Below are 23,075 nucleotides of genomic sequence, written 5' to 3' on the forward strand. Positions count from 1 at the left end.
AGCGGATCCTATAGCGTTACACCCACCAGGTTTAGATAAGGCGCACGTGAACGAAGCGAGGGAGTGTAGAATAATTTTATAACCGAAGTTGAGCGAACCTAAAGCTTAGTGGGTAACACCATAACTAACTGAACTTAAAATATGGAGGCTGTATGATCCTTATCCCTGCAATTGATATCCAAGCAGGTCGTTGTGTGCGTTTACGGCAAGGACAATTTGATCAAGTAACACAATTCGATACACTACCTATAGACCGTGCCACCTACTTCGCCCAATTAGGAGCAAAACGATTGCATATCGTTGATTTGGATGGTGCACAAACAGGAACGATGCAACATCTGTCTTTAATCTGTGCCATGCAAAATACAGGAATTTTGGTGCAAGCCGGTGGCGGGATTCGCTCTTTAGAACAAGCAACATTATGTTTTTCAGCAGGAATATCTAACCTGGTCTTGGGCAGCATTGCCATTACCAATCCTGGACTGACTGCACAAATTATCAAAGAGATAAAACCACAACACATTATCCTGGCTTTAGATATTCGAATGCAGAATAAGATACCTATACCGGCTATTCATGGTTGGCAAACAACATCAAATAGTAATTTATGGGATGTTGTTTCTCATTATCTGCAACTCAACGTAAAACAAATACTTTGTACTGATATTGCTTGTGACGGAATGATGCAAGGACCAAATTTTGAGTTATATAAAGAGGCTGTAAAACGTTTCCCACAAATTGAATGGCAAGCCTCAGGAGGTATCCGTAATGCAGATGATATTTATCGATTGGATGGATTAGGAGTCAGCGCAGCGATTCTGGGATTAAGTCTCTACCGAGGCACTTTGGACCTGAAAGCAATGTTATCGTAAAGAGTTTGTATAGCCTGGGTGCAGCATCTCCAAACCCGGGTTGTTAGTTAAATAGTATCCTCAGGGTCCGCGACGCTGGGCCCAGGCTACATTATGAATGTGAGTACAATATGTTAACCAAACGAATTATTCCATGTCTTGACGTACGCGATAATCAAGTCGTCAAAGGAGTTAAATTTCGCGATCATCGCATTGTTGGAACTATTCTTGAACTTGCAGCTGAGTATTCTGCATCGGGTGCGGATGAACTTGTATTCTATGATATTACTGCAAGTTCTGAGCAACGCTTGGTTTGCCCGGATTGGGTTAAGCAAGTGGCCGGAACAATCAATATTCCTTTCACCGTAGCGGGTGGAATTCGTTCTCTTAATCAGGCAAAATCGGTATTAAACTCTGGGGCCGACAAAATATCAATTAATAGCCCAGCGTTAGAGAACCCTGACTTAATCAATGAATTAAGTCGAAACTATGGAAGCCAATGCGTCGTCATAGGAATCGACAGTCAATGGATAGATAATGATTATTATGTCTATCAATACACTGGAGACGAACAAAAAACACTTAATTCCAGACGCAAAACAAAAGAATGGATCCAGGAAGTACAAGATCGAGGCGCAGGAGAAATTGTATTAAACTGCATGCAATCAGATGGGGTACGCAAAGGCTATGACTTGCATCAGTTAAAATTGATGCGACCTCTATGTCAGGTACCATTGATTGCTTCAGGGGGTGCTGGTGCACTAAATGACTTTACTGAAGTGTTCCTTGAAGCGCAAGTAGATGGAGCTTTAGCTGCCAGCATTTTTCATGACAAAATTTTGACGATAAACGAAATAAAATTAGCACTTAAAAAACAAAAGATTGAGGTACGATTATGATTCATATGGAAATTAATTCTTTAGATTGGAAAAAAATGAATGGTTTATTACCAGCCATCATCCAAAATGCTGAAAATGGTAATGTCCTAATGTTAGGTTATATGAACCAGGAGGCTTTAATCGCCACACTCACTACCGGCCAATTAAATCTGTACAGTCGCAGCCGAAAACGCTTGTGGCGGAAGGGAGAAACCTCGGGTAATAGCATGTCTGTACAACACATCAGTGTTGATTGCGACAATGACAGCCTTCTAATTCAGGTTTTACCTAAAGGCCCTGCATGTCATTTAGGATACACAAGTTGCTTTCAACCTGCACATGAAACCAATCTTGGATTTATCCATGAGTTAATTGAGCTGATTAATGAGCGGGCAGATTCAAAAAATGAAAACAGCTATACAGCAAAATTATTAGATTCTGGAATCTCTCGGTGCGCACAAAAGGTAGGGGAAGAAGCGGTAGAAACAGTGATTGCGGCTGTAAATAACGACCGCGAAGAATTAGTTAATGAGAGTGCCGATCTAATTTTTCACTTATTAGTTCTATTAAAAGCATGTGAACTGAGTTTTTATGATGTATTGCAATGCCTACGAGATAGAGATAGATCGGTTCATACGTAACATCATGGTTAGCCAGTGAAATAGGTCTAGTATGAACGTGCCATAAGTCTGCTTTAAGCGAAACAAGCTCCCTTCTCCCCAAAAGGGAGAAGGTGCCCATAAGGGCGGATAAAAGTCTTTACTATAACAATCCGCACCTCAACCCATCTCCCATTAATAGGATAGGGAATTGATTTTTACGCCATTTACACAACGGCCAACAAAACTGCAGTTAGATAATTTCCTTCTGGGAATGACGCTAATGTAGGATGACAACTTGCTGGCCCAAAAACCCCTAAAATCCGCGCTTGTTTCCCTACAGCTCCAGCTTGAACACTTACCAAAGAGCTAAACTCTTGAGATGAAAGTGCTGAAGAACAATTACAGGTCATTAATAAGGAACCCGGTTTCATGTACTTAAAAACTTCACGATGTAAGAATCGATAATAGTTTTTAGCGCGCTCAACATGCTGCTTGGATGGAACCAATTTAGGAGGATCAAGAACAACTACATCATAGTCCCCTGCTCTTGTTAAATACTCTCGTGCATCCGCTTCAATCCATTCAATCTGGGACACTCCATTTAATACTGCATTTTTTTTAGCTTGAGCTATTGCTTGAGCAGAACTATCCACTGCTGTAACCTTTAAAGCCCCAGCTTTAGCAGCATGTAATGCAAAACCTCCACTATAGCAGTAGAGATCTAATACAGTTTTTCCTTTAGATAATTGAGCAATGCGCTGATGGTTTTCTCGTTGATCAAGAAATAATCCGGTTTTTTGTGCTTGCGCGAACTCAACCTCATAAATAACCCCTGCTTCAAGAACCTGAGTATTGCAATGATTCTCTTCTACTGTAATTTGCTTCCAGCCATCTTGTCCCAAGGGTTTACTTTGTGGCAACCAGATAATTTGATCGGTGGGAAACAAATTCTTTAATGCTTCAATAATAATTTCTCGATTGAGCTCAACCCAATAAGCAGAACTGGCGACAACACAAGTTTGATTAAATCGATCGATCGTTAAGCCAGAAAGACCATCTGCTTCGCTATTAAATAAACGATAAGCTGTAGTTTTTTCATTAGGCAGATTTAAACACTCACGTACTTGCTTCGCTTGATTCAATCGATGGCTAATCAAAGCATGCAAATTACTCATATCGATGGATTCGTTGGTAAGCGCCAAGACCCTGACTCTGTAGAGAGAATGCTCATTATAGACACCTACACCAATAAGTTTCTCATCTGAATTATAAATATCAATCAAATGTCCTGTAACTAATTTCCCATGAGTCCTCGCAATGGCCTTGGGGAATATCCATGGATGACCGCGTAATACAGTATTTTGTTTTGCTGCAAGCAAAATAACTTTTGCATTCATTTTTCTATTTCCCAAAGAACAAAAATGGGCTAATCTACACAAAGAACGCTACACCTGCAATAGTTCGTAAAATTTATAAAACCTAAGAAAGTCGTTCCCACTCCAATTAACTGGTGGAAAAATAAAAATTAGGGACAGTATAGCAAATATGAAAAAACTCTTTATCTCCCTTTTTGCTATTAATTTAGCAACGCATTCTGGTAATTGATATGGATAATACACACAAGTTCTCTTATGGTCTCACCCTTGGGGCATTAGGAGTTGTATTTGGTGATATAGGAACCAGTCCATTATATGCCTTAAAAGTAACTCTAAATAATATTGCTATTACCCAATCACACATTTTAGGTGTGCTATCACTTATTTTTTGGTGTTTGATCCTGGTCATTTCATTCAAATACTTGATTTTGATTCTGCGGGCAGATAATGATGGTGAGGGAGGAATTCTCGCCCTTTTGGCACTAATGAAGTATAAAAGTACCAAATATACGCCTTTGTTTTACATCGTCGCAATTTTTGGAGCTGGTTTGCTCTTAGGTGATGGAATGTTGACGCCAGCCATATCTGTAATCAGTGCTGTAGAGGGCCTTAGTACCCTTTCAGATACTTTTACGCCCTTTATTCTTCCTATCGCTGTTATTATTTTGATTCTCCTATTCACATTACAAGCAAGGGGAACGGGAAGTATTGGAAATCTATTCGGGCCAATTATACTGGTCTGGTTTTTTACTATCGCAATTCTAGGTATTATACAAATTGCTAAAGCCCCTATTGTGCTTACTGCAATTAATCCTTACTATGCCTTCGATTTGATACGTGATACAGGATTAAAAGGATATTTATTATTAGGTGGTATTTTTCTCGTTGTCACCGGAGGAGAAGCGCTTTATGCAGATATAGGACATTTTGGGAAAAATCCTATTCGGGCAGGTTGGTTTGCCGTTGTCCTTCCCTGTTTAATATTAAATTATTTTGGCCAAGGGGCTAACTTACTTTTAAATCCTCATGCAATTAGCAATCCTTTTTACATGATTGCACCTGAATGGTTTTATATTCCCTTGATTATTCTTGCCACCATTGCAACAATAATTGCCTCACAGGCTGTGATTTCAGCTACGTTTTCTTTGACAAAACAAGCAGTTTTGCTCAGTTTATGCCCTCGTATACCTATAGTACAAACATCTAGAGAGTTTTCCGGGCAGATTTATGTGCCACAAATTAACTTTATTTTGTTTATTGGGACATTAACTTTTTGTTTTGCCTTCAAAACTTCGGATCGACTTGCCCATGCATACGGAATCGCTGTGAATGCAGACATGCTTCTAATTGATGCAATGGTTGCTTATGCTGCATTATCGATTTGGAAATGGTCAAAATATAAGGTTATCACTATATTTGGATTATTTCTTATTATAGATTTTGCTTTTCTCGGTTCAAATTTACATAAATTTTTGACGGGTGGTTGGGTCCCTGTCACATTCGCGTTGATAATAGCAACCATTATGTATACCTGGAAGTTTGGCTTAGAATATTTGCGTGAGAATTATTACATGAATAAGGATGATATTTCAAAAATTCTCAGGCAATTGGAGTATAAAAGCTTGAATCAACTTACTGATTTGACTGCTGTGTTTATCACAGATGTTTACGATAAAAGCGGAGGAAGCTTTCTTCACTTTCTTAAGTTAAGCCGTGCCGTTCCAGAACGCGTTCTTATTGTGAATTATGTAGTAGATAACATCCCATATATCCATTACAGTCAACGCTATGAGATTACCTGCTTGCATGAGAAAGTATTCAATCTTACTTTGCACTATGGTTTTATGGAAACCATTTCTATACCCAGAGCTTTAGAGCGTGCTTCGAACAAAAATCTTTTCCCCTTTAAGTTAAATGTCGACCGCGCTACTTATATGGTGGAAATACCAAATATTACTGCGTCAAAATCAAAAAAATCATTAACATTTTATTGGCAAGAAAAGTTGTTTGCCTTTCTAATACGCAATTATTCGGCCAATTTAAATATCGACTTTTATAAACTACCGTATAATAGGACGATGGCAATCGGCACCTATTATATTATGTAATCTCAGGAGTTTTCTATGTGGTTTAACAATGCACTGATCTATCAATATGAGCTGGATGAAGCGAGCGATTTAACAGCCTCCCTAGCTGAAAATATTCTAAAACCTTGTCCTCCACATGCCCGTTTTGTTTATGGCTGGCTTCCTGCTTTTGCAGACGAAATGGTTCAGGAAGTTGCGGGAAGTTCACTGATTTGTATGGGTAAGGAAGAACGGTTGCTGCCACGTGGGGTGATTAACAAAATGCTTGCTGAAAGAGTGCACGCACTTGAAACCCAACAAGGCCGCACCATTAAACGCTCAGAAAAGGCACAAATGGCCGAAGATATTGAATTTGAATTATTACCCAAGTCGTTTTGCGTCCAAAAGAAAATGCTTGCCATCCTGGATAGTGCGAGTAACAGAATAATAGTTAATGCTTCGAGTGCTAATCAAGCAGCACAGCTTACGTCTCTTTTACGTAAATCAGTAGCAGGAATTACAATTGAACCATTAACTCATACAGAAAATCTGGCTTTACGATTCGCAGAATGGATTCACTCACCAAGCACCCTTCCCAATCATTTTCAATTAGCTTCTGATTGCCTGTTGTTTGCTCTTGATGATGAAAAAAAACGAGTGCATTGCAAAGGTTATGAGCTCCCAGCGGAGGAAATTATAACTTTATTATCTCAAGGCATGGCAACTGCAGAAATTTCTTTAATCTGGAAGGAACGAATTCAATTTACCTTAACTCATGATTTTACATTCAAAAAACTTAAAAGCCTCGATTATCTTCTTGATGATTTTAACGAAATTAAACAACTTGATGAAGAATACCAACAACGTGACGCAGCGCTTACTTTATTATCAGGTGAGTTACGTGAATTGACTAATGATCTATTGTCGACACTTGCAACAAAATCAAAAGAGAAAGAACCCGAGTTAGCAGAGACTCTATAAATTTAGCATAAAAAAAGAGAGCGTAAAGCAGCTCTCTTTTTCTGAAACATTTTACTTATCAATGAACTTCTTAATAAGACGGATTATCCGGAAAAAATTCTCTCATCTTCATTAACTCTTCCATAACCGGAATGATAAGAGACTCCATTTCACACCGCATCATGATTATATAGCCACCAAAATGCATTTACTTCATCATCAATAAATCAGCTGATTTTTTCCATTTTGTCTGTATGATAAGTTGCCTTATAAACAGTCAATGCTTCTTCAGCAGCCTTATTAAAACCTAATGCCATATTTGCATCATGCATAACGACTAATGCTTGTTTTACACTTGGAGCCTGTGGGTAATTTTTAACAACATAGCTTGCTCTATCAATCGCTGCAACATACATCTGACGCTTAAAGTAGAACGTCGCCACATTCAGCTCATGTTGAGCAAACATATTACGTAAATAAGTCATGCGTTGTAATGCATTAGGCTTATATTTACTGTCTGGAAACTTTTGAATCAAAGTGCCAAAATCTGAATACGCTTGGGTCTGCGTACCAGGATCTCTCCAGGACTCATCCAAAGGTAAAAATTTTGCAAAAACCCCTCGACTTTGTTGGAAGTTAGCCATCCCACGCATGTAATACGCATAATCTACATTTTTAGCACGTGGATAAAGATGAATAAACCGCTCTGCAGTCGCAGCAGCCGAAGGGTAGTCTTCATTTTTATAATATGCGTAGATTAATTCCTTCTGCGAATTCTCGGTGTAATCACTAAACGGATACATTGTTTCAATCGCTTCAAGATGCTTTATTGCGGTTGCATATTCTTTTTTTCGTAAGTCCTTCTGGGCCGCTGTATAAAGCTGCTCCGCCGTCATTCCTTTATAAGGATTATAATCTTCATCATCTTTACCCCACCATGTCTTACATGCAGATAAAGAGACAATAAGACCGATTAGGAACAACATTTGAATTCGTTTCATAAACTACACCTATCTAAATATATATCTGTTGCATCCACAACAACAGCCACGAAAATTTGGAACATTATACCTAGGACGATTGAATTTGCGAACATTCTTATGTTTTTTTTAAAAACTGAAAGAAATAAAAACAACATCAAAAAAAAATATCCAACGATCACCTAAAATATAAAAAAATGTTTGCAAAACCATGATCATTAGAGTAGTATTCCCGCTTGGAGAGATGGCAGAGCGGTCGAATGCGGCGGTCTTGAAAACCGTTGAAGGGCAACCTTCCCAGGGTTCGAATCCCTGTCTCTCCGCCAAATATAAAAAACCTCTCTACTTCTGATACCTATAAATTCAAACACAAAATCAAAGTTTCAGTGTCGATATAGAAATTCCTTCAAATAGCATTAGTTTACATAATAAATAAATGTTCAATAATATATAAGTCGTTGGTATAGTAGAATCATCTATCATCAGTGGAGAACTATATGCTAAGGAACACCGCAAAGCGTTTTGGTAGTATGACAAAGCTGTTGCATTGGTTAATTTTTATTTTGATTTCCACCCAATATTATTTGGTCTGGTCAATTAGTGAAGACTCACCGCTAACAGCACTCTATATCATGTTGCATAAATCTATAGGCATGACCATCTTAATATTGGGAATCCTATTTTTCATCTGGCATATGATAAATGTTAAGCCTATGCCCCCAGGAACTCAACCTCGATGGCAATACATTACCTCTAAAGCGGTCCATCATACTCTTTTCCTCCTTATTATCCTCATGCCTATTATTGGTTACTTGTTATCATGTGCTGATGGAAAACCTATTAATTTTTTTGGTTGGTTTACTATACCCTGCCTTATTTCAGCGAATGATCATCTTGGTGGCATAATGTTTTCAACACATGAAACGCTTGCTTTTATCATTTTATTTGTAGCGGGGATTCATGTTCTTGCGGCTCTGTATCATCATTTCATATGCAAAGATTATGTACTGAAGCGTATGCTTCCATTTACATCTAAAGAATAAGTTTTGAGAACTACGTGATTGTAAGGATAGAAATTTGATCGGGTAAAGACTTAAACTTTACCCGATCAAATATCCGCTTAGTCATACTGAGCAGGAGCGGAAGGCTGCACACCATAAAATGTATCAAAATATGAAGGTGGAGGTGTTTGCTGCGAATAGAAGGTTTGTGTATTAGTATAAATTGGCTGGGGGATTCTGCAATCAAAACACAAATCACCTACCTCAACAATTTTCAACTCACCTTTACGTAAATGCCTTAACTTTGTAAGTAACTCATTAACTTCACTTCCATTCTCATCAAAATAACGCCTGAAAAAAGAAGGTAAAGGCTTCTCACTACCCAATGATTTCGCCATTTCAGCACGCAGAGCAACCATGGCACATTTTACTGCAATGGGATCAATACCCTTCTTTTGTAAAGACGCCTCTTCGGCAGCAGTTAATTGAAATCGTTGTGGATCTGCTGGATCCATGGACTCTTTATTCGCTGACACATTAATAGAATCATAAATCATACTCATTGCCAAACATCCAATACCCGCACCGATGATACTAAACAATACCGCTCCAAGGATTACTACACCAACAGGGTTAAATCCTGCCGCCACGGCTAAAGCAATGAGTGGTGCTGCTGCGAAATTAAGCGTTAAAAAAGTCGAACCTGCACCAAATGCAAGAGAAGTTGCGAACATAAATGCGCCCTTAAGCCATCCTTCACCATGCCAAAAGCGCTCAATACTGTTTGCAAACTCATCAAGCATATAAGCTAAAGCGATAAATGCCAAAACAGCTGCAAACGCTGCTATAGCGATGATAAGTAAGGCAGCAATTAATTTACTTAAATCATCATTTGAAGAGGAAGAGCGTCTGTGGTGGTTAGAAGAAAAACAACAACTTGCATCATGATGAGAATGAGCATGGCGATGAGAATCGAGCACAGAACTCAAAATCAACCAATTTATTAGCGTAGAGTCGTTACATCTATAGTAGTTGTATTCATTAATCACATACTTAACTTCTGGGTTAAATCGAGGTTTTTTAGGATTAAAAGAACGCTGTTGTTCAGAAGGAAGCTCTCTAAATAACGGCAAAGCATAAAATATTTTATTAAAAGCCGCATAAGCCTTATCTTTTTCTTCTCGGTCTAGGAGATATAGAGAACTTGTACTCAATGGTGATTCTATAGAAAATTGCACCGCTAGAAACATCTCATTGTACATGTCAGTAATATTTAAATTACGTCCAACGCAATTTTTATAATGATTTATTATATGACCATATAACTGCTTCAATTTAAGGTCGGTGAACTTCGTACTTAAATCAGACATACAGAGAGACTCCTTTTATTGGCTAACATCGGCAAACTCTGCTATTCAGCTTTTAGAATAGAGCAGCTCCAGTAAGAAACTACTTAGCAGGTTTGTTATAGATCCTAATGTCTCACAATTTGTGCGCGACTAATTAAACTCTTTTCATATAAGTCATAATCCATCATGCCATAGCTTGCTTCAATTTGTTGAATTAAGCTATCTTGTTGCTCCCTGTCTAATGTACTCAATTTTCCATCGTGAATCTGCTTTAATCTCACTACTACATAATCACCATTTGGCATAACAAGTCCATTGCGACTTTCTGGTCGCAATAAATTGAATGCAGTATCATTAATATCAGTATCAACCTTATCATTATCACGAGTTGACATAACCTCTGACTTCCATAATAAATGATTTGAACTGATCAGCTCTTGCTGCTGTTTATCTTCAACTGGACTTAATAAATTCATCCCAATTTCTTTGGCTTTAGCTTCAGCACCTTTCTTAACTAATATATTATTAATTTGATCACGAACAGATTCCAAAGACTGTTGTGCTTCATCCCAGTGATGTTTAACCCTTACAACCACAACCGAGTCATTATCAATTTGTATTGGTTCACTATTATTACTTAAATCAAGAACATCATGACTAAATGCGGCATTTATTACCTGCTTGTTTTTTGTAATATTATTGGCACCACCCGCTCTTGAAAAAGGCTGAGTTGTTTCGATTTTTAAATTTAATGCCTCTGCTACTGGTTGAAGTGAATCTGGGGTTTGATAGCTTAAATCAGACAATTGCTCCAGAGCCTGAGTATATTTGTTTTGAGCTGCTTCAGCGATCAGTTGTTCTTTAATAGATGGCTCAACTTCAGAAAAGGATTTTGTTGAAACAGGTTTATAAGCAATTACTTTAAAAATTTCATAACCATGTTTTGTTTTTTCAGGCGATGAAATCTGTCCTGGTTTAGTTAAATTGGATAAAATTCGATTATAATCATTCTGTCCTGCAGAGATCCAAGGGAGCACCCCCTTATCTGCTATGGAAAGTTTGTCATCCGAAAGCGTTGACACAAAATGGTCAAATTGCTCTGGATTTTTTTGTAATGCTTGATAAGTTTCATTCGCTTTTTTCTGAATATTTTCTAAATCAGCCTGGCTCGCATCATCTGGGACAGCAAATAAAATATGAGCCACTTGCCAACTAGCAGGGATTAAATAACTGTTTTGGTTATCTTCATAATAACGTTTTGCATCATCTTCAGAAATTTTAATATTACTTCTGATATCATGCATCGATAAAGAAACATAGTCTAGGCTGACTTTTTCTGGGGTCATGAATTCTTTTTTATGCTTTTTATAATAATTAGCAATTTCTTCAGAAGAAACTTGGATATCCTTTTCAAAAAGTGCCACTGGAACGGTTAAATAATCATAGTCTCTACTTTGCATGTACAAGCTTACAAACCGATCAATTTCATCAGGTAAAGCAAAAGAACTTCCCATAAAAGCGAATCGTTGCTGATTTAACAACATTCCCTGTTTTACTTCATTTTGAAAACTTGATTGAGTAAATAAAGCTGCGTTTAGAGCTTGCTGATATTTTTGAGCAGAAAAATGACCGTCTTCCTGGAACTGCGGGATACTCAAAATTGCTGCATTTGCCTGATTCAAACTAACATCAAATCCATTCTTGCGGGCAGCTTGTACCAGAACTTCATTAGTAATCATTTGATTTAAAACTTGATTTTGCAGCTTTTTCTCATCAGCCGCAGTCATCTGTTCAATATCTTGCATGGAACGAGCACGTCTGTAATTAGTCTCAAATGCTTGCATTGTTAGAGGCTGACCATTAACCACAACCTTGGAATTTGTCGTCTGACGTGATTGTAGATAATAATCCACACCAAAAAGTGTAAACGTAATACCGATCAAAATAACTACTAACCAAGCTACAACACCCTGTATACGTTCATTTAACTTTTGTAACATGTCGCGAGATCCATATATTAATTAAGGCTTTATTTTATTTAGCGAGGGCCGATTATATCCCAGGCTGAAAAAAATCAAAACAAAAACAACAGTACTCTTTTTTTTCAAAACTCTTCTTGCTTAAATCAGCTATAAAATTAGATGCAATAAGTAGGTATTTCTTTTTGCAAGTTTCACCTACTTGTTCTCTAAATATAATGAATCTGAAATAAAGGAAATTTTTTTGACAAAAACATTCAATCCAGATAAAAAAAACGCGCCTTTCGGCGCGTTAATCTGGCGGAGTGGACGGGGCTCGAACCCGCGACCCCCGGCGTGACAGGCCGGTATTCTGACCAACTGAACTACCACTCCATTTCTTGGTGGGTGCTGTAGGGATCGAACCTACGACCCTCGCCTTGTAAGGGCGATGCTCTCCCAGCTGAGCTAAGCACCCAGAAACCTTATGCTTCTTGAACCGCTTCTTTCAGGTTTTTACCCGCTTTAAACTTGGCTACTCGTGACGCTTTAATTTGAATAACTTTGCCAGTCTGTGGGTTTCTACCTGTACGTGCTGAACGATTGCCTGTTGAAAAAGAACCGAAACCAGGTATTACTACTTGATCACCACTTCTTAAAGCATCAGTAATAGTACTAGTAAAAGTCTCGAGAACTCTGCTTGCGTCAGCTTTTGTCAAACCCGAACCACTTGCTATAGCATCAACTAATTCGCTCTTATTCATTGCTTCCCCTATACAGTTAATCTTCCATACTTCTAAGTTAATTTAATTAAACTCACCAAATTAACCGGTCAAGTAGTTACTTCCTTGCAGTGCCCGCTAGTGGCGGGCTACGAAACGAAATATACATCTAATTAATGGGTATGTAAATCATTATTTTTAATTTTTTTTGATTTTTTTCCTACTAAAGCCTCAGTCTGTACATTTTTTGTCTTTTCGACCCAAGGAGTACATTGTAAAGCCAGTTCTAACACCTGTTCTATGGTCTTAACAGGATGAATTGATAGCTTACGTAAAACATTATCTGGAATCTCTTCCAGGTCTTTTACATTTTCCTCGGGAATAATGACATGTTTAATTCCACCTCGATGGGCAGCCAATAATTTCTCTTTAAGACCACCAATTGGCAACACCTGCCCTCTCAGCGTTATTTCACCTGTCATTGCCACATCCGCTTTAACAGGAATTTGCGTCACTACAGAAACTAACACCGTACACATACCTATACCTGCACTTGGACCATCCTTGGGTGTAGCGCCTTCAGGAACATGGACATGAAAGTCATTCTTGTCATAAAAATCATCAGCTAAGCCAAATTTTTTAGCTCGACTTCGTACAACAGTCATTGCGGCATGGATTGATTCCTGCATGACCTCACCTAATTGACCGGTATGCGTCACTTTTCCTTTACCAGGCATCATTGATGCTTCTATCGTTAACAATTCACCGCCGACACTAGTCCATGCCAAACCTGTAACCTGTCCAACTTGATCAAATTCTTCGGCTAAACCATATCTGAATTTTTTCACACCTAAATATTTTTCAATATTACTTGTGGTTACCGACATTTTTTTAACTTTTTTATTAGATAAAATTTCTTTTACAACTTTTCTACAAACGCTAGCAATATCTCTCTCTAAATTGCGAACGCCTGCCTCGCGCGTATAGTGACGAATGACCTCGCGAATCGCCCCTTCACTAATATGTATTTCTTGGTTACTTAAACCATTCAAGGCGACTTGTTTTGGAACAAGATATCTTTCAGCAATACTTACTTTTTCATCTTCTGTGTATCCTGCAAGTCGAATCACCTCCATTCTATCTAATAAGGGGGCAGGAATTTCTAGCGAGTTTGCTGTCGCAATGAACATCACGTCACTCAAGTCATAATCTACTTCGAGATAATGATCGTTAAACGTATGATTTTGCTCTGGATCTAATACCTCAAGCAAAGCTGCCGCGGGATCACCACGGAAATCCATGGCCATTTTATCCACCTCATCCAACATAATGAGTGGATTTTTTACCCCAGCCTTACACAATTTCTGAATAATCTTTCCTGGCATAGAACCAATGTATGTTCTTCTATGACCACGAATCTCTGCTTCATCCCTTACGCCACCTAAAGCGATACGAATAAACGTACGACCAGTAGCATTCGCAATAGATTGTCCTAATGATGTTTTACCTACTCCTGGAGGTCCAACGAGACAAAGTATAGGGCCTTTTAAACGTTTCACACGTTGCTGAACAGCCAGGTATTCGATAATGCGTTCTTTTACTAGCTCAAGGCCATAATGCTCTTTATCCAATAATTTTTCTGCCTTAGGCAAATCGAATTGAATTTTAGTTCTCTTTTTCCAGGGGACTGAAAGCATCCAATCAAGATAATTGCGGATAACAGTCGCTTCAGCAGACATTGGTGACATCATTTTCAATTTATGAAGTTCTGCTAGCGATTTTTCTTTTGCTTCCTTAGGCATACCGGCTTTATTAATGGAATTTTCCAATTGTTCAATTTCATTCCCTTCTTCGCCCAACTCACCTAATTCTTTTTGAATCGCTTTCATTTGTTCATTGAGATAATATTCTCGCTGACTTTTCTCCATTTGTCGCTTGACGCGCCCTCTCACACGTTTTTCCACATGCAACAAGTCAATTTCGTTTTCTATAGCAGACATTAAACGTTCAAGACGAGTACCAACATCCATTGTTTCCAATAATTCTTGTTTGTCATCTACTTTCAAGGTTAAATGAGCAGCAATGGTATCGGCTAACCGTCCAGGTTCTTCTATACCAGCAAGAGGAGATAAAACCTCAGGTGGAATTTTTTTGTTCAGTTTAATGTATTGCTCAAATTGTGACATCAAAGAGCGCATTAAAATACCGATGTCCGGTTCCTGGACCGCGGCATTTTCATCCTCCAGCAACTCAAGATCCGCTTCTAGATATCCTTTGGCCTGATTATATTCTTTTGCTTTGGCACGTTTTTCACCTTCAACCAGCACTTTCACAGTTCCATCAGGAAGTTTCAATAACTGAAGAACACTGGATAATGTGCCTACATGGAAAATATCTTCAGCGCCAGGATCATCATTTGATGATTTTTTCTGTGCTACTAAAAAGATTTGCTTACTATCAACCATAGCCGCTTCAAGAGCTTTAATTGATTTTCCTCGACCAACAAATAGAGGAATAACCATATGGGGGTAGACCACTACGTCTCTTAATGGTAATACAGGTATGCTAGACAGTTTTTCTGTCTCATTCGAAGTCTCTTTAATTTCAGTGGACATAATGAACCCTTATTCAATCGGAAAACTTTAATATTTATGTGACAACTAATTATAATTTAAAAGGAAGGGAGAGTTATTGCAAGAAATCAAAGCGTTATAATTAAGAAAGTTCTTTAAAGAACCTCTCTCCCATATTAAGTATAGGAGAGAGATAGAGCAAAATCCTACTCTTGGCCACCTGCCGCACTCTTCATCCCATCTTGTTCATAAATAAGGATGGGTTTAGACGAGCTAGTAACCGCACTTTCATCAACCACAACCTTAATTACTCCTTCAAGAGAAGGTAATTCATACATGGTGTCTAAAAGAATATTTTCAAGTATGGCACGTAAACCTCGTGCACCCATTTTTCTTTCCAGAGCTTTTTTAGCGATAGCATTCAATGCTTCTTCTCTAAATTCAAGTTCCACTTCTTCCATTTTGAATAAAGACTGGAATTGCTTGGTCAAAGCATTCTTAGGATTAGTTAAAATATCAATAAGAGCTGATTCATCCAACTCCTGCAACGTGGCAACTACAGGCAATCGGCCAACGAACTCTGGTATTAATCCATATTTGATCAAATCATCTGATTCCAACTGGTTCAATACCTTGGATATTTCATCATTGCTTTCTTTTTTATTTTTTAACTGGGCAGAAAATCCAATACCTGACTTATCACTACGTTCTCTTATCACCTTCTCTAATCCAGCAAACGCACCACCACAAATAAATAAAATATTAGAAGTATCTACTTGTAAAAATTCTTGTTGTGGGTGCTTACGGCCACCTTGTGGTGGGACTGAAGCAATTGTACCTTCAATCAATTTTAAAAGAGCTTGTTGAACTCCCTCACCAGAAACATCACGGGTAATTGAAGGATTATCCGATTTGCGTGATATCTTATCAATTTCATCAATGTACACGATACCATGCTGTGCTTTATCTACATCATAATCACACTTTTGTAGAAGTTTCTGGATAATGTTCTCTACGTCTTCACCTACATAACCTGCTTCGGTAAGTGTAGTTGCATCTGCCATAGCAAACGGAACATTCAGAATTCGAGCCAATGTTTGTGCTAAAAGTGTTTTTCCACTGCCAGTTGGACCGATAAGTAAAATATTACTTTTGCCTAGTTCAACGCCGTCTTCACTTTTATGTTGTAATCGCTTGTAATGATTATATACAGCTACGGATAAGACTTTTTTTGCATGTGACTGCCCAATGACGTACTCATCTAAGAAATTTGAAATTTCTTTAGGTGATGGCAAGCGTACTTCTGCTTCTTCATGAGATTCATGTGTTTCTTCACGAATAATATCGTTGCATAACTCAACACACTCATCACATACAAATACTGAAGGACCAGCAATCAATTTTTTTACTTCATGCTGGCTCTTTCCACAAAAAGAACAATACAAAACTTTATCGCCACTTCCGTTACCGGATTTACTCATAACCAAACCCCTTCTTACAACGATTATCGGAATAATAGATAATATATGTAAAATATTAGTCAATCAGAAAAAGATATGCCACTGTTATTCACTGTAACTATTTTTTAAATACAAAACGAAATACGAAGAAGTAATAATGAATCAATCTAAAAGGACCCCTAATCGCATTCCTAGCCTGGGTGCAGCGAAGCGGAACCCGGTAACCCTGAACCCTAACCCAGGTTCCGCTTCGCTACTTCCGGGCCATGATACATTATAGTTCAGTCTTTAAATTTAATGTAAATAATTACTCTGCTTTAGTTACTGACTCACGATCATAAAGTACTTGATCTACCAAGCCGTATTCTACAGCTTGTGTCGCACTCATAAAATTATCACGCTCTGTATCACGCATAATTTGGTCGGGAGTCTTTTTCGTGTGCTTTGCCATAATGGAATTTAATCGTTCTCTTACGGCCAAAGTTTCACGAGCGTGAATTTCGATGTCAGTTGCCTGACCTCGATAACCACCTAAAGGTTGATGAATCATAACTCGTGAGTTTGGTAAACAGAATCTCTTGCCATCAGCACCAGCACAGAGTAACAAGGCAGCAGCACTTGCTGCTTGCCCTATACACAAAGTACTTACATCAGGTTTAATAAACTGGATGGTATCGTAAATTGCCAAACCAGCAGTTACTACCCCTCCAGGTGAATTAATGTAGAGAGAAATATCTTTTTCAGGATTTTCAGACTCAAGAAACAACAATTGAGCAACCACTAAATTAGCCATATGATCTTCAACTTCACCCAATAGAAAGATAATACGTTCTTTCAATAATCTTGAGTAAATATCATATGAACGCTCACCACGTGAGGTTTGTTCAATAACCATTGGGACTAATCCACTGGCATTGCGAATTATGTTATCTGAATAGCCCGACATATAATTACTCTCCTTTTTTCTCAGTCGCTTCAGTTGCTTCGGTCTCTGGCTTAGGATTCATTACCGAATCATAATCCTTATCCTTATAGTTAATTTTTGCATCCTCAGCAATTTTATCTGCAACCATCTCTTCCATAACAAGTGCTTCGATTTCGGCCATATGCTCTTTGCTACTTTGATACCAAGCACGTAATTCATCAGGATTTTCATAAGCACTAGCAAAGCGTTCAATCACTGCATTAACTTTATCTTGATCAGCTACTATTTGGTGCTTTTTAACATATTCTGAAAAAAGTAAACCAAGATGAACTCGACGTTTTGCTTGCTCGACAAACAGTTCACGAGGAAAATCAGGAATCTGTTCATTATCATGATGTTCATGTCCAAAAAGACGATGATACATATCATGTTTCAAATGTTCGATTTCTTTGTCAATTAATGCCATTGGTAATTCAATAGTATTAACTTCCATTAATTTATCAAACAATTTTTCTCTATTCATCATACTGACACGACGCTCTAATTCACGAGCCATATTTTCTTTAATATCTTTTTTCAGTGCATCTATACCGCCTTCCTTGATATTAAATTTCGCTGCGAATTCATCATTGAGCTCAGGAAGTGTTCCTTCCATTACGCTGTTAATAGTAATTTTGAATACAGCCTCTTTACCAGCTAATTCTTTATGACCATAGTCTTCGGGGAACGTCACTTTGATATCAAAAGGTTTTTCTTTCTTATTACCTGCAATTCCATCCTCAAAGCCAGGGATCATTGATCCAGAACCAATGACTAATTCGTGGCCTTTGGCACTACCACCATCAAAAAGTTGCTCATCGAGAAACCCTTCGAAATCAATAAGTACTTTATCGCCTTTTTTAACAGCTCTGGAGACTTCATTCCATTCTTTATTTTGCTCACGAAGCTTATCCAACATGCTTTCAACATCTTTATCAGTTACTTCAGAACGCGCTAATTCGACTATAGCTTGATTTAACTCAACAACTTCAAATACAGGCATTACTTCAAATATTGCAGAATATTTAAAGTCCTTTCCTTTCTCAAACTGTTCAGGCTCTACAGATGGATAGCCAGCTGGAACCAATTCATTTTTTTGTAATGCTTCGAATAAAGTAGATTGCACCATGTCACGAGCGACTTCTTCACGAACGCTTTGAGAGTAACGACTGACAACAACATGCATGGGTACTTTACCGGGACGAAAACCGTCAACTTTTACTTTACGAGCAAGATTCTTGAGACGTAAGCTCACTTCTTCCTCAACTTTCTCCGCAGGTACAGAAACTGTCACCTTACGCTCCAAACCTTCTAGGGTCTCAACAGAAACTTGCATTAATTTCACCTCTTGGAATTTATAATGATAATGGTGCGAAAGGAGAGACTCGAACTCTCACGGGTCGCCCCGCTGGAACCTAAATCCAGTGCGTCTACCAATTCCGCCACTTTCGCAAATCAGGTTGGATTATCAATCAGTAATTCGGTCTTGTAAAGACTCAGATAAAATCTTTAGCGATAAACCATTTGTTTCTTCTCAAATGGGGTGAACGATGGGACTCGAACCCACGACAACCGGGATCACAACCCGGGGCTCTACCAACTGAGCTACGCTCACCATAAAAACTTTTTACCAGAAATTCTTATGATAAATAAAATCTGGGCTGGCACGCCCGGCAGGATTCGAACCTGCTACCCTCGGCTTAGAAGGCCGATGCTCTATCCAGATGAGCTACGGGCGCAAATTTGGTCGGGGTGGAGGGATTCGAACCCCCGACATCCTGCTCCCAAAGCAGGCGCGCTACCAGACTGCGCTACACCCCGTATAACCCGTCCCAAGGACAGAGCGCAGATATTACTAGGTGATTTCACGAAGGTCAATATCTTAATTCATTTAATTTTAATTAATTTTATTTTTTTACATCTTGCGATTATTTTTCATGCACAACTAGACTTTTTTTCAATCATGAAGACAAATTTGGGTGCACGCCCTTAAGTTTACCCTACTCGAATCTTTATAACTTTTCAGCTAGCATTGATAATTATAATTAAACTCCTATTGAATCTATGAAATTTAAATTACTTCCTATCTTCGACAATATAAATTATCTCCATAAAAATCATGAACACGTCGTATTGCCTGATCCGCGTTTCCAAAATGATTTTAATTACGCTTTAAATTTTCTGAAAAGTTACACAGGCAGCCAAGGGACATTTAATAGTTATCGCAGGGAAACGGAACGTTTGTTGCAATGGTCCTGGTTGATTAAAAATTCGACGTTAAAAGAATTGAAGCGTGACGATATAGAGCAATACATTCATTTTTGCCAAAACCCACTCAAATCGTGGATCAGTTTAAAAAAAGTGCCTCGTTTTATTGAAAAGGACGGGCATCGCATCCCCAACGAAGAATGGAGACCCTTTGTAGTAACACTAAGCAAATCCGCAATTAAAAATGGCCAAAAACCTGAAATCGAGCAATTCAATTTATCTCAAGGAGCTATTCAGGAAATATTTGCTATTTTAAGTACATTATTTAATTTCCTAATTGCAGAGGAATACCTAGTTTCCAATCCAGTCGCCCTTATTCGTCAAAAAAGCAAATTTATTCGCAAGAGACAACAAAATGTTCCCATACGCCGACTTAGTTTGCTGCAATGGAGTGCAGTATTGGAGGCTGCCGAATCTCTTGCCGAAGAATCGCCTATGAAACATGAACGAACTCGTTTCATGCTAAGCATGTTATTTGGGATGTATCTTCGTATCTCTGAACTCGCCGCAAGTGATCGCTGGATCCCCAGCATGAATGATTTCTCTAAAGACAGTAACGGCCACTGGTGGTTTACAACTGTGGGTAAAGGAAATAAAGAACGCCAAATCGCAGTGAGTGATGCGATGTTAGATAGTTTAATGCGATGGCGTTGTTTTCTGGGATTATCTCCTCTACCTTCTCCAGCGGATAATAGCCCGCTTATTCCTAAAATTCGTGGCAACGGCCCCATGAGTGATACAGCACCAATACGTAGAATTATTCAACGCTGCTTTGACTTGGCTGGTGAGCAGCTTCGAATAAAAGATCATAAGGAAGAAGCAGACAATTTGGCTGCAGCCACTGTCCACTGGCTCAGGCATACTGGAATTTCAGAAGATGTTAAAATTCGCCCTCGCGAACATGTACGTGATGATGCCGGTCACAGCTCCAGTGCAACAACAGATCGCTATATTGACATTGAGAAACAAGCACGTTATCAATCCGCCAGGAAAAAAACTATAGAGCCAGAACCAAGTTAAATGGATTTATGTTAGAATTGAGCGAGTATCGTAGTCGGGCACCCAGACTACGTTTTTTTAATTTGCTACTGCCAACTCTATTTATGGCTAAAGATTTATCATGCTTACTCTTCGTCAAATTACTCTAAGTCGCGGCAATAAAGTTTTATTGGACAAAGTCAATGTCACTTTATATGAAAAACAAAAAATAGGTCTTATTGGTCATAATGGATGTGGAAAATCTACATTATTTGACTTTTTATTAGGAAAATTAATTCCCGATACTGGCGAGTTTTTAATTAATCCTCAACTTAGCATCAGCCATTTATCTCAGCAATTACCCGACAGCGATGAAAAAGCATTAGATTTTGTCTTAGGTGGCGATGATGGTTATATGAAATTGCTCCAACGTTTACAAAAGGCAGAAGCAACAGGTAACGATGCTGAAGTATTAGCTTGTCATGAAGAGCTAAGCCATAGCGGAGGCTACAGTAAACCCGCCCAAGCAGCAACGATTATGTCTGGGCTTGGTTTTAGTGGTGCACAGCAACAGGCAGCAGTAAATAGCTTTTCTGGGGGCTGGCGCATGCGTTTAAGCCTTGCACGTTGCTTAATGAAGCCGGCTGATTTGCTATTACTGGATGAGCCTACAAACCATTTGGACATGGAAGCAATTTTTTGGTTGGAGCGATTTTTAAAGCAATGCCCCAGTACCATTATTCTTATTTCGCATGACCGGGAATTTCTTGATGCCTTTGTTACTCATATTTTACATATTGAAAAACAAAATCTTTCGCTTTACAGCGGCAATTACAGTTGTTTTGAAAAAACACATGCACAGCAACTGGCATTACAACAAGCCATGTATGAAAAGCAGCAAACTAAAATTAATCATATGATGTCATTTGTAAATCGCTTTAGAGCAAAAGCAACTAAGGCAAAACAAGCGCAAGGACGTCTTAAAGCCATAGAAAGAATGGAAATTATCGCAGCAGCTCAAGTCGATTCACCATTCTCTTTTGAGTTCTTTCCATGTCCCCGCGCAGGAAACCCATTAATACAATGCAATATGGTTGACGCAGGATATCAATCGGACAAGGCCATATTAAAGAGAATCAATCTTTCACTCAATCCAGGTGATAGAATCGCTTTGCTAGGTCCGAATGGTGAAGGAAAATCAACATTAATCAAGACATTAACCGGTTCTTTAACTTCTTTAAATGGCACAATTCATCGTTCAGCTCATTTAAAGATTGGCTATTATGCACAACACCAATTGGAACAACTTGATTGTAATTTAAGTCCAGTTGAAACAATCCAAGCTCTTTCACCAGAAGCACGTGAGCAGAGTATTCGGGATTTTTTGGGTGGTTTCAATTTTATTGGTGATATGGCGGTTCAACCTATCAATCATTTTTCAGGTGGTGAAAAAGCACGTTTGGCTTTAGCCAAGCTTGTTTGGCTCAAACCCAATCTACTTCTGCTTGATGAGCCGACAAACCATTTGGATCTTGGGATGCGCTCTGCTATTGAACTCGCATTGCAAAGTTATGAAGGGGCATTAATATTGATTTCCCATGATCGTCACATGCTCAAAACCAGTGTTGATAATTTCTATCTTGTTTATCAACAAAAGGTTCAAGCTTTTGAAGGTGACTTAGACGATTATTATTCTTGGCTGCAAACTAAAGATTCAATTAAGGAAAATACTGTTACTGCGTCTACAAATGATTATAAAGAGAAGAAAACCCTTCAAAATCGTCTGAAAAAATTGGAGCAATTGATTGAACAGTATCATGAGGAACTTACTAAATTAGATACCCTTCTTGGAGATGCTGCTCTATACGAAGATATGGAGCAGCAAAATAAACTGGAACAACTAATAAAAAAACGTGAACAATCTTATTCGTCTTTAAATCAAGCTGAAGAAGAATGGCTAGAAGTAAGTAGCAGTTTGGAAGATTTAGTGTAGCTTGAATACACCGAAAGGAATCCGAAATGCAATAGTACAAAATTACCCGGATTCCTTAATTGCACGAAAATAGGCCAGCTAATGCTTGAACACGAC

Annotated in this window: 17 protein-coding genes and 7 tRNA genes; 9 read left to right on the top strand and 15 right to left on the bottom strand. The window is 38.4% G+C overall.

What is annotated here, in order from left to right:
• Positions 1 to 152 precede the first annotated feature (152 nt).
• The 3 genes from BW930_RS03490 to hisIE all read left to right on the top strand — a co-directional run bounded on the left by BW930_RS03490 (position 153) and on the right by hisIE (position 2,370).
• Positions 153 to 872: a 1-(5-phosphoribosyl)-5-[(5-phosphoribosylamino)methylideneamino] imidazole-4-carboxamide isomerase gene (locus BW930_RS03490; RefSeq protein WP_058469172.1), complete on the top strand. Its 720-nt coding sequence runs from the start codon at positions 153 to 155 to the stop codon at positions 870 to 872.
• A gap of 110 nt (positions 873 to 982) precedes the next feature.
• On the top strand, positions 983 to 1,750 hold the full coding sequence (hisF, locus tag BW930_RS03495; protein WP_058469173.1) for an imidazole glycerol phosphate synthase subunit HisF: 768 nt from the start codon (positions 983 to 985) through the stop codon (positions 1,748 to 1,750).
• Positions 1,747 to 2,370: a bifunctional phosphoribosyl-AMP cyclohydrolase/phosphoribosyl-ATP diphosphatase HisIE gene (hisIE, locus tag BW930_RS03500; protein ID WP_058469174.1), complete on the top strand. Its 624-nt coding sequence runs from the start codon at positions 1,747 to 1,749 to the stop codon at positions 2,368 to 2,370. The genes hisF and hisIE overlap by 4 nt, the downstream gene beginning before the upstream one ends.
• Positions 2,371 to 2,555: 185 nt before the next feature.
• Here hisIE and BW930_RS03505 read toward each other — a convergent pair whose 3' ends face one another.
• Entirely contained in the window at positions 2,556 to 3,728 is a 1,173-nt protein-coding gene (locus BW930_RS03505) for a class I SAM-dependent rRNA methyltransferase (protein ID WP_058469175.1), read from the bottom strand.
• Between the two features lie 209 nt (positions 3,729 to 3,937).
• Between BW930_RS03505 and BW930_RS03510 the strand changes: the two genes are divergently transcribed.
• Positions 3,938 to 5,815: a potassium transporter Kup gene (locus BW930_RS03510; protein ID WP_058469176.1), complete on the top strand. Its 1,878-nt coding sequence runs from the start codon at positions 3,938 to 3,940 to the stop codon at positions 5,813 to 5,815.
• Positions 5,816 to 5,830: 15 nt separating this feature from the next.
• Entirely contained in the window at positions 5,831 to 6,754 is a 924-nt protein-coding gene (locus BW930_RS03515) for a recombination-associated protein RdgC (RefSeq protein ID WP_058469177.1), read from the top strand.
• Positions 6,755 to 6,960: 206 nt separating this feature from the next.
• Here BW930_RS03515 and BW930_RS03520 read toward each other — a convergent pair whose 3' ends face one another.
• Positions 6,961 to 7,734, bottom strand: a complete 774-nt coding sequence (locus BW930_RS03520) for an outer membrane protein assembly factor BamD (protein ID WP_058469178.1) — start codon at positions 7,732 to 7,734, stop codon at positions 6,961 to 6,963.
• A gap of 217 nt (positions 7,735 to 7,951) precedes the next feature.
• Here BW930_RS03520 and BW930_RS03525 point away from each other — a divergent pair.
• Positions 7,952 to 8,039, top strand: a tRNA-Ser gene (locus tag BW930_RS03525).
• A gap of 171 nt (positions 8,040 to 8,210) precedes the next feature.
• Positions 8,211 to 8,756, top strand: coding sequence for a cytochrome b (locus BW930_RS03530; protein ID WP_058469179.1), 546 nt, complete (start codon positions 8,211 to 8,213; stop codon positions 8,754 to 8,756).
• A 77-nt stretch (positions 8,757 to 8,833) separates the two neighbouring features.
• On the opposite strand, the gene BW930_RS03535 is transcribed toward BW930_RS03530, so the two are convergent.
• From BW930_RS03535 to BW930_RS03595, 13 genes are all read right to left on the bottom strand, one after another.
• Complete coding sequence (locus tag BW930_RS03535; protein ID WP_058469180.1) at positions 8,834 to 10,084, bottom strand: hypothetical protein; 1,251 nt, start codon at positions 10,082 to 10,084, stop codon at positions 8,834 to 8,836.
• Positions 10,085 to 10,188: 104 nt separating this feature from the next.
• On the bottom strand, positions 10,189 to 12,063 hold the full coding sequence (locus tag BW930_RS03540) for a SurA N-terminal domain-containing protein (RefSeq protein ID WP_058469181.1): 1,875 nt from the start codon (positions 12,061 to 12,063) through the stop codon (positions 10,189 to 10,191).
• 277 nt (positions 12,064 to 12,340) lie between these two features.
• Positions 12,341 to 12,417: transfer RNA gene (locus BW930_RS03545), tRNA-Asp, on the bottom strand.
• 6 nt (positions 12,418 to 12,423) lie between these two features.
• Positions 12,424 to 12,499 (bottom strand) — tRNA-Val (locus tag BW930_RS03550).
• 7 nt (positions 12,500 to 12,506) lie between these two features.
• The gene (locus BW930_RS03555; protein ID WP_003631985.1) at positions 12,507 to 12,785 is read right to left on the bottom strand and encodes an HU family DNA-binding protein; all 279 of its coding nucleotides are present in this window, start codon (positions 12,783 to 12,785) and stop codon (positions 12,507 to 12,509) included.
• A 131-nt stretch (positions 12,786 to 12,916) separates the two neighbouring features.
• A complete protein-coding gene (lon, locus tag BW930_RS03560) occupies positions 12,917 to 15,358 on the bottom strand; it encodes an endopeptidase La (protein WP_058469182.1) in 2,442 nt (813 codons plus the stop codon).
• Positions 15,359 to 15,522: 164 nt separating this feature from the next.
• Positions 15,523 to 16,797, bottom strand: coding sequence for an ATP-dependent Clp protease ATP-binding subunit ClpX (clpX, locus tag BW930_RS03565; protein WP_058469183.1), 1,275 nt, complete (start codon positions 16,795 to 16,797; stop codon positions 15,523 to 15,525).
• Positions 16,798 to 17,083: 286 nt separating this feature from the next.
• The gene (clpP, locus tag BW930_RS03570) at positions 17,084 to 17,722 is read right to left on the bottom strand and encodes an ATP-dependent Clp endopeptidase proteolytic subunit ClpP (protein WP_058469184.1); all 639 of its coding nucleotides are present in this window, start codon (positions 17,720 to 17,722) and stop codon (positions 17,084 to 17,086) included.
• Positions 17,723 to 17,726: 4 nt separating this feature from the next.
• Positions 17,727 to 19,076 (bottom strand): trigger factor, encoded by a 1,350-nt coding sequence (gene tig / locus BW930_RS03575; protein WP_058469207.1) that lies wholly within the window; start codon positions 19,074 to 19,076, stop codon positions 17,727 to 17,729.
• Between the two features lie 31 nt (positions 19,077 to 19,107).
• A tRNA-Leu gene (locus BW930_RS03580) sits at positions 19,108 to 19,192 on the bottom strand.
• An 87-nt stretch (positions 19,193 to 19,279) separates the two neighbouring features.
• Positions 19,280 to 19,355: transfer RNA gene (locus tag BW930_RS03585), tRNA-His, on the bottom strand.
• Between the two features lie 47 nt (positions 19,356 to 19,402).
• Positions 19,403 to 19,479 (bottom strand) — tRNA-Arg (locus tag BW930_RS03590).
• Positions 19,480 to 19,484: 5 nt separating this feature from the next.
• A tRNA-Pro gene (locus tag BW930_RS03595) sits at positions 19,485 to 19,561 on the bottom strand.
• 243 nt (positions 19,562 to 19,804) lie between these two features.
• Here BW930_RS03595 and BW930_RS03600 point away from each other — a divergent pair.
• Both BW930_RS03600 and BW930_RS03605 read left to right on the top strand, forming a co-directional pair.
• Positions 19,805 to 21,028, top strand: coding sequence for a tyrosine-type recombinase/integrase (locus BW930_RS03600; protein WP_058469185.1), 1,224 nt, complete (start codon positions 19,805 to 19,807; stop codon positions 21,026 to 21,028).
• Between the two features lie 100 nt (positions 21,029 to 21,128).
• A complete protein-coding gene (locus BW930_RS03605; protein ID WP_058469186.1) occupies positions 21,129 to 22,979 on the top strand; it encodes an ABC-F family ATP-binding cassette domain-containing protein in 1,851 nt (616 codons plus the stop codon).
• Positions 22,980 to 23,075 lie beyond the last annotated feature (96 nt).

Source organism: Fluoribacter gormanii (assembly GCF_900156395.1).
GTDB classification, from domain to species: Bacteria; Pseudomonadota; Gammaproteobacteria; order Legionellales; family Legionellaceae; genus Legionella; species Legionella gormanii.

Excerpts from the sequence above, each read along its gene's own strand:
- BW930_RS03490 (WP_058469172.1), top strand. The coding sequence starts at position 153 with ATGATCCTTATCCCTGCAATTGATATCCAAGCAGGTCGTTGTGTGCGT.
- hisF (WP_058469173.1), top strand. The coding sequence starts at position 983 with ATGTTAACCAAACGAATTATTCCATGTCTTGACGTACGCGATAATCAA.
- hisIE (WP_058469174.1), top strand. The coding sequence starts at position 1,747 with ATGATTCATATGGAAATTAATTCTTTAGATTGGAAAAAAATGAATGGT.
- BW930_RS03505 (WP_058469175.1), bottom strand. The coding sequence starts at position 3,728 with ATGAATGCAAAAGTTATTTTGCTTGCAGCAAAACAAAATACTGTATTA.
- BW930_RS03510 (WP_058469176.1), top strand. The coding sequence starts at position 3,938 with ATGGATAATACACACAAGTTCTCTTATGGTCTCACCCTTGGGGCATTA.
- BW930_RS03515 (WP_058469177.1), top strand. The coding sequence starts at position 5,831 with ATGTGGTTTAACAATGCACTGATCTATCAATATGAGCTGGATGAAGCG.
- BW930_RS03520 (WP_058469178.1), bottom strand. The coding sequence starts at position 7,734 with ATGAAACGAATTCAAATGTTGTTCCTAATCGGTCTTATTGTCTCTTTA.
- BW930_RS03530 (WP_058469179.1), top strand. The coding sequence starts at position 8,211 with ATGCTAAGGAACACCGCAAAGCGTTTTGGTAGTATGACAAAGCTGTTG.
- BW930_RS03535 (WP_058469180.1), bottom strand. The coding sequence starts at position 10,084 with ATGTCTGATTTAAGTACGAAGTTCACCGACCTTAAATTGAAGCAGTTA.
- BW930_RS03540 (WP_058469181.1), bottom strand. The coding sequence starts at position 12,063 with ATGTTACAAAAGTTAAATGAACGTATACAGGGTGTTGTAGCTTGGTTA.
- BW930_RS03555 (WP_003631985.1), bottom strand. The coding sequence starts at position 12,785 with ATGAATAAGAGCGAATTAGTTGATGCTATAGCAAGTGGTTCGGGTTTG.
- lon (WP_058469182.1), bottom strand. The coding sequence starts at position 15,358 with ATGTCCACTGAAATTAAAGAGACTTCGAATGAGACAGAAAAACTGTCT.
- clpX (WP_058469183.1), bottom strand. The coding sequence starts at position 16,797 with ATGAGTAAATCCGGTAACGGAAGTGGCGATAAAGTTTTGTATTGTTCT.
- clpP (WP_058469184.1), bottom strand. The coding sequence starts at position 17,722 with ATGTCGGGCTATTCAGATAACATAATTCGCAATGCCAGTGGATTAGTC.
- tig (WP_058469207.1), bottom strand. The coding sequence starts at position 19,076 with ATGCAAGTTTCTGTTGAGACCCTAGAAGGTTTGGAGCGTAAGGTGACA.
- BW930_RS03600 (WP_058469185.1), top strand. The coding sequence starts at position 19,805 with ATGAAATTTAAATTACTTCCTATCTTCGACAATATAAATTATCTCCAT.
- BW930_RS03605 (WP_058469186.1), top strand. The coding sequence starts at position 21,129 with ATGCTTACTCTTCGTCAAATTACTCTAAGTCGCGGCAATAAAGTTTTA.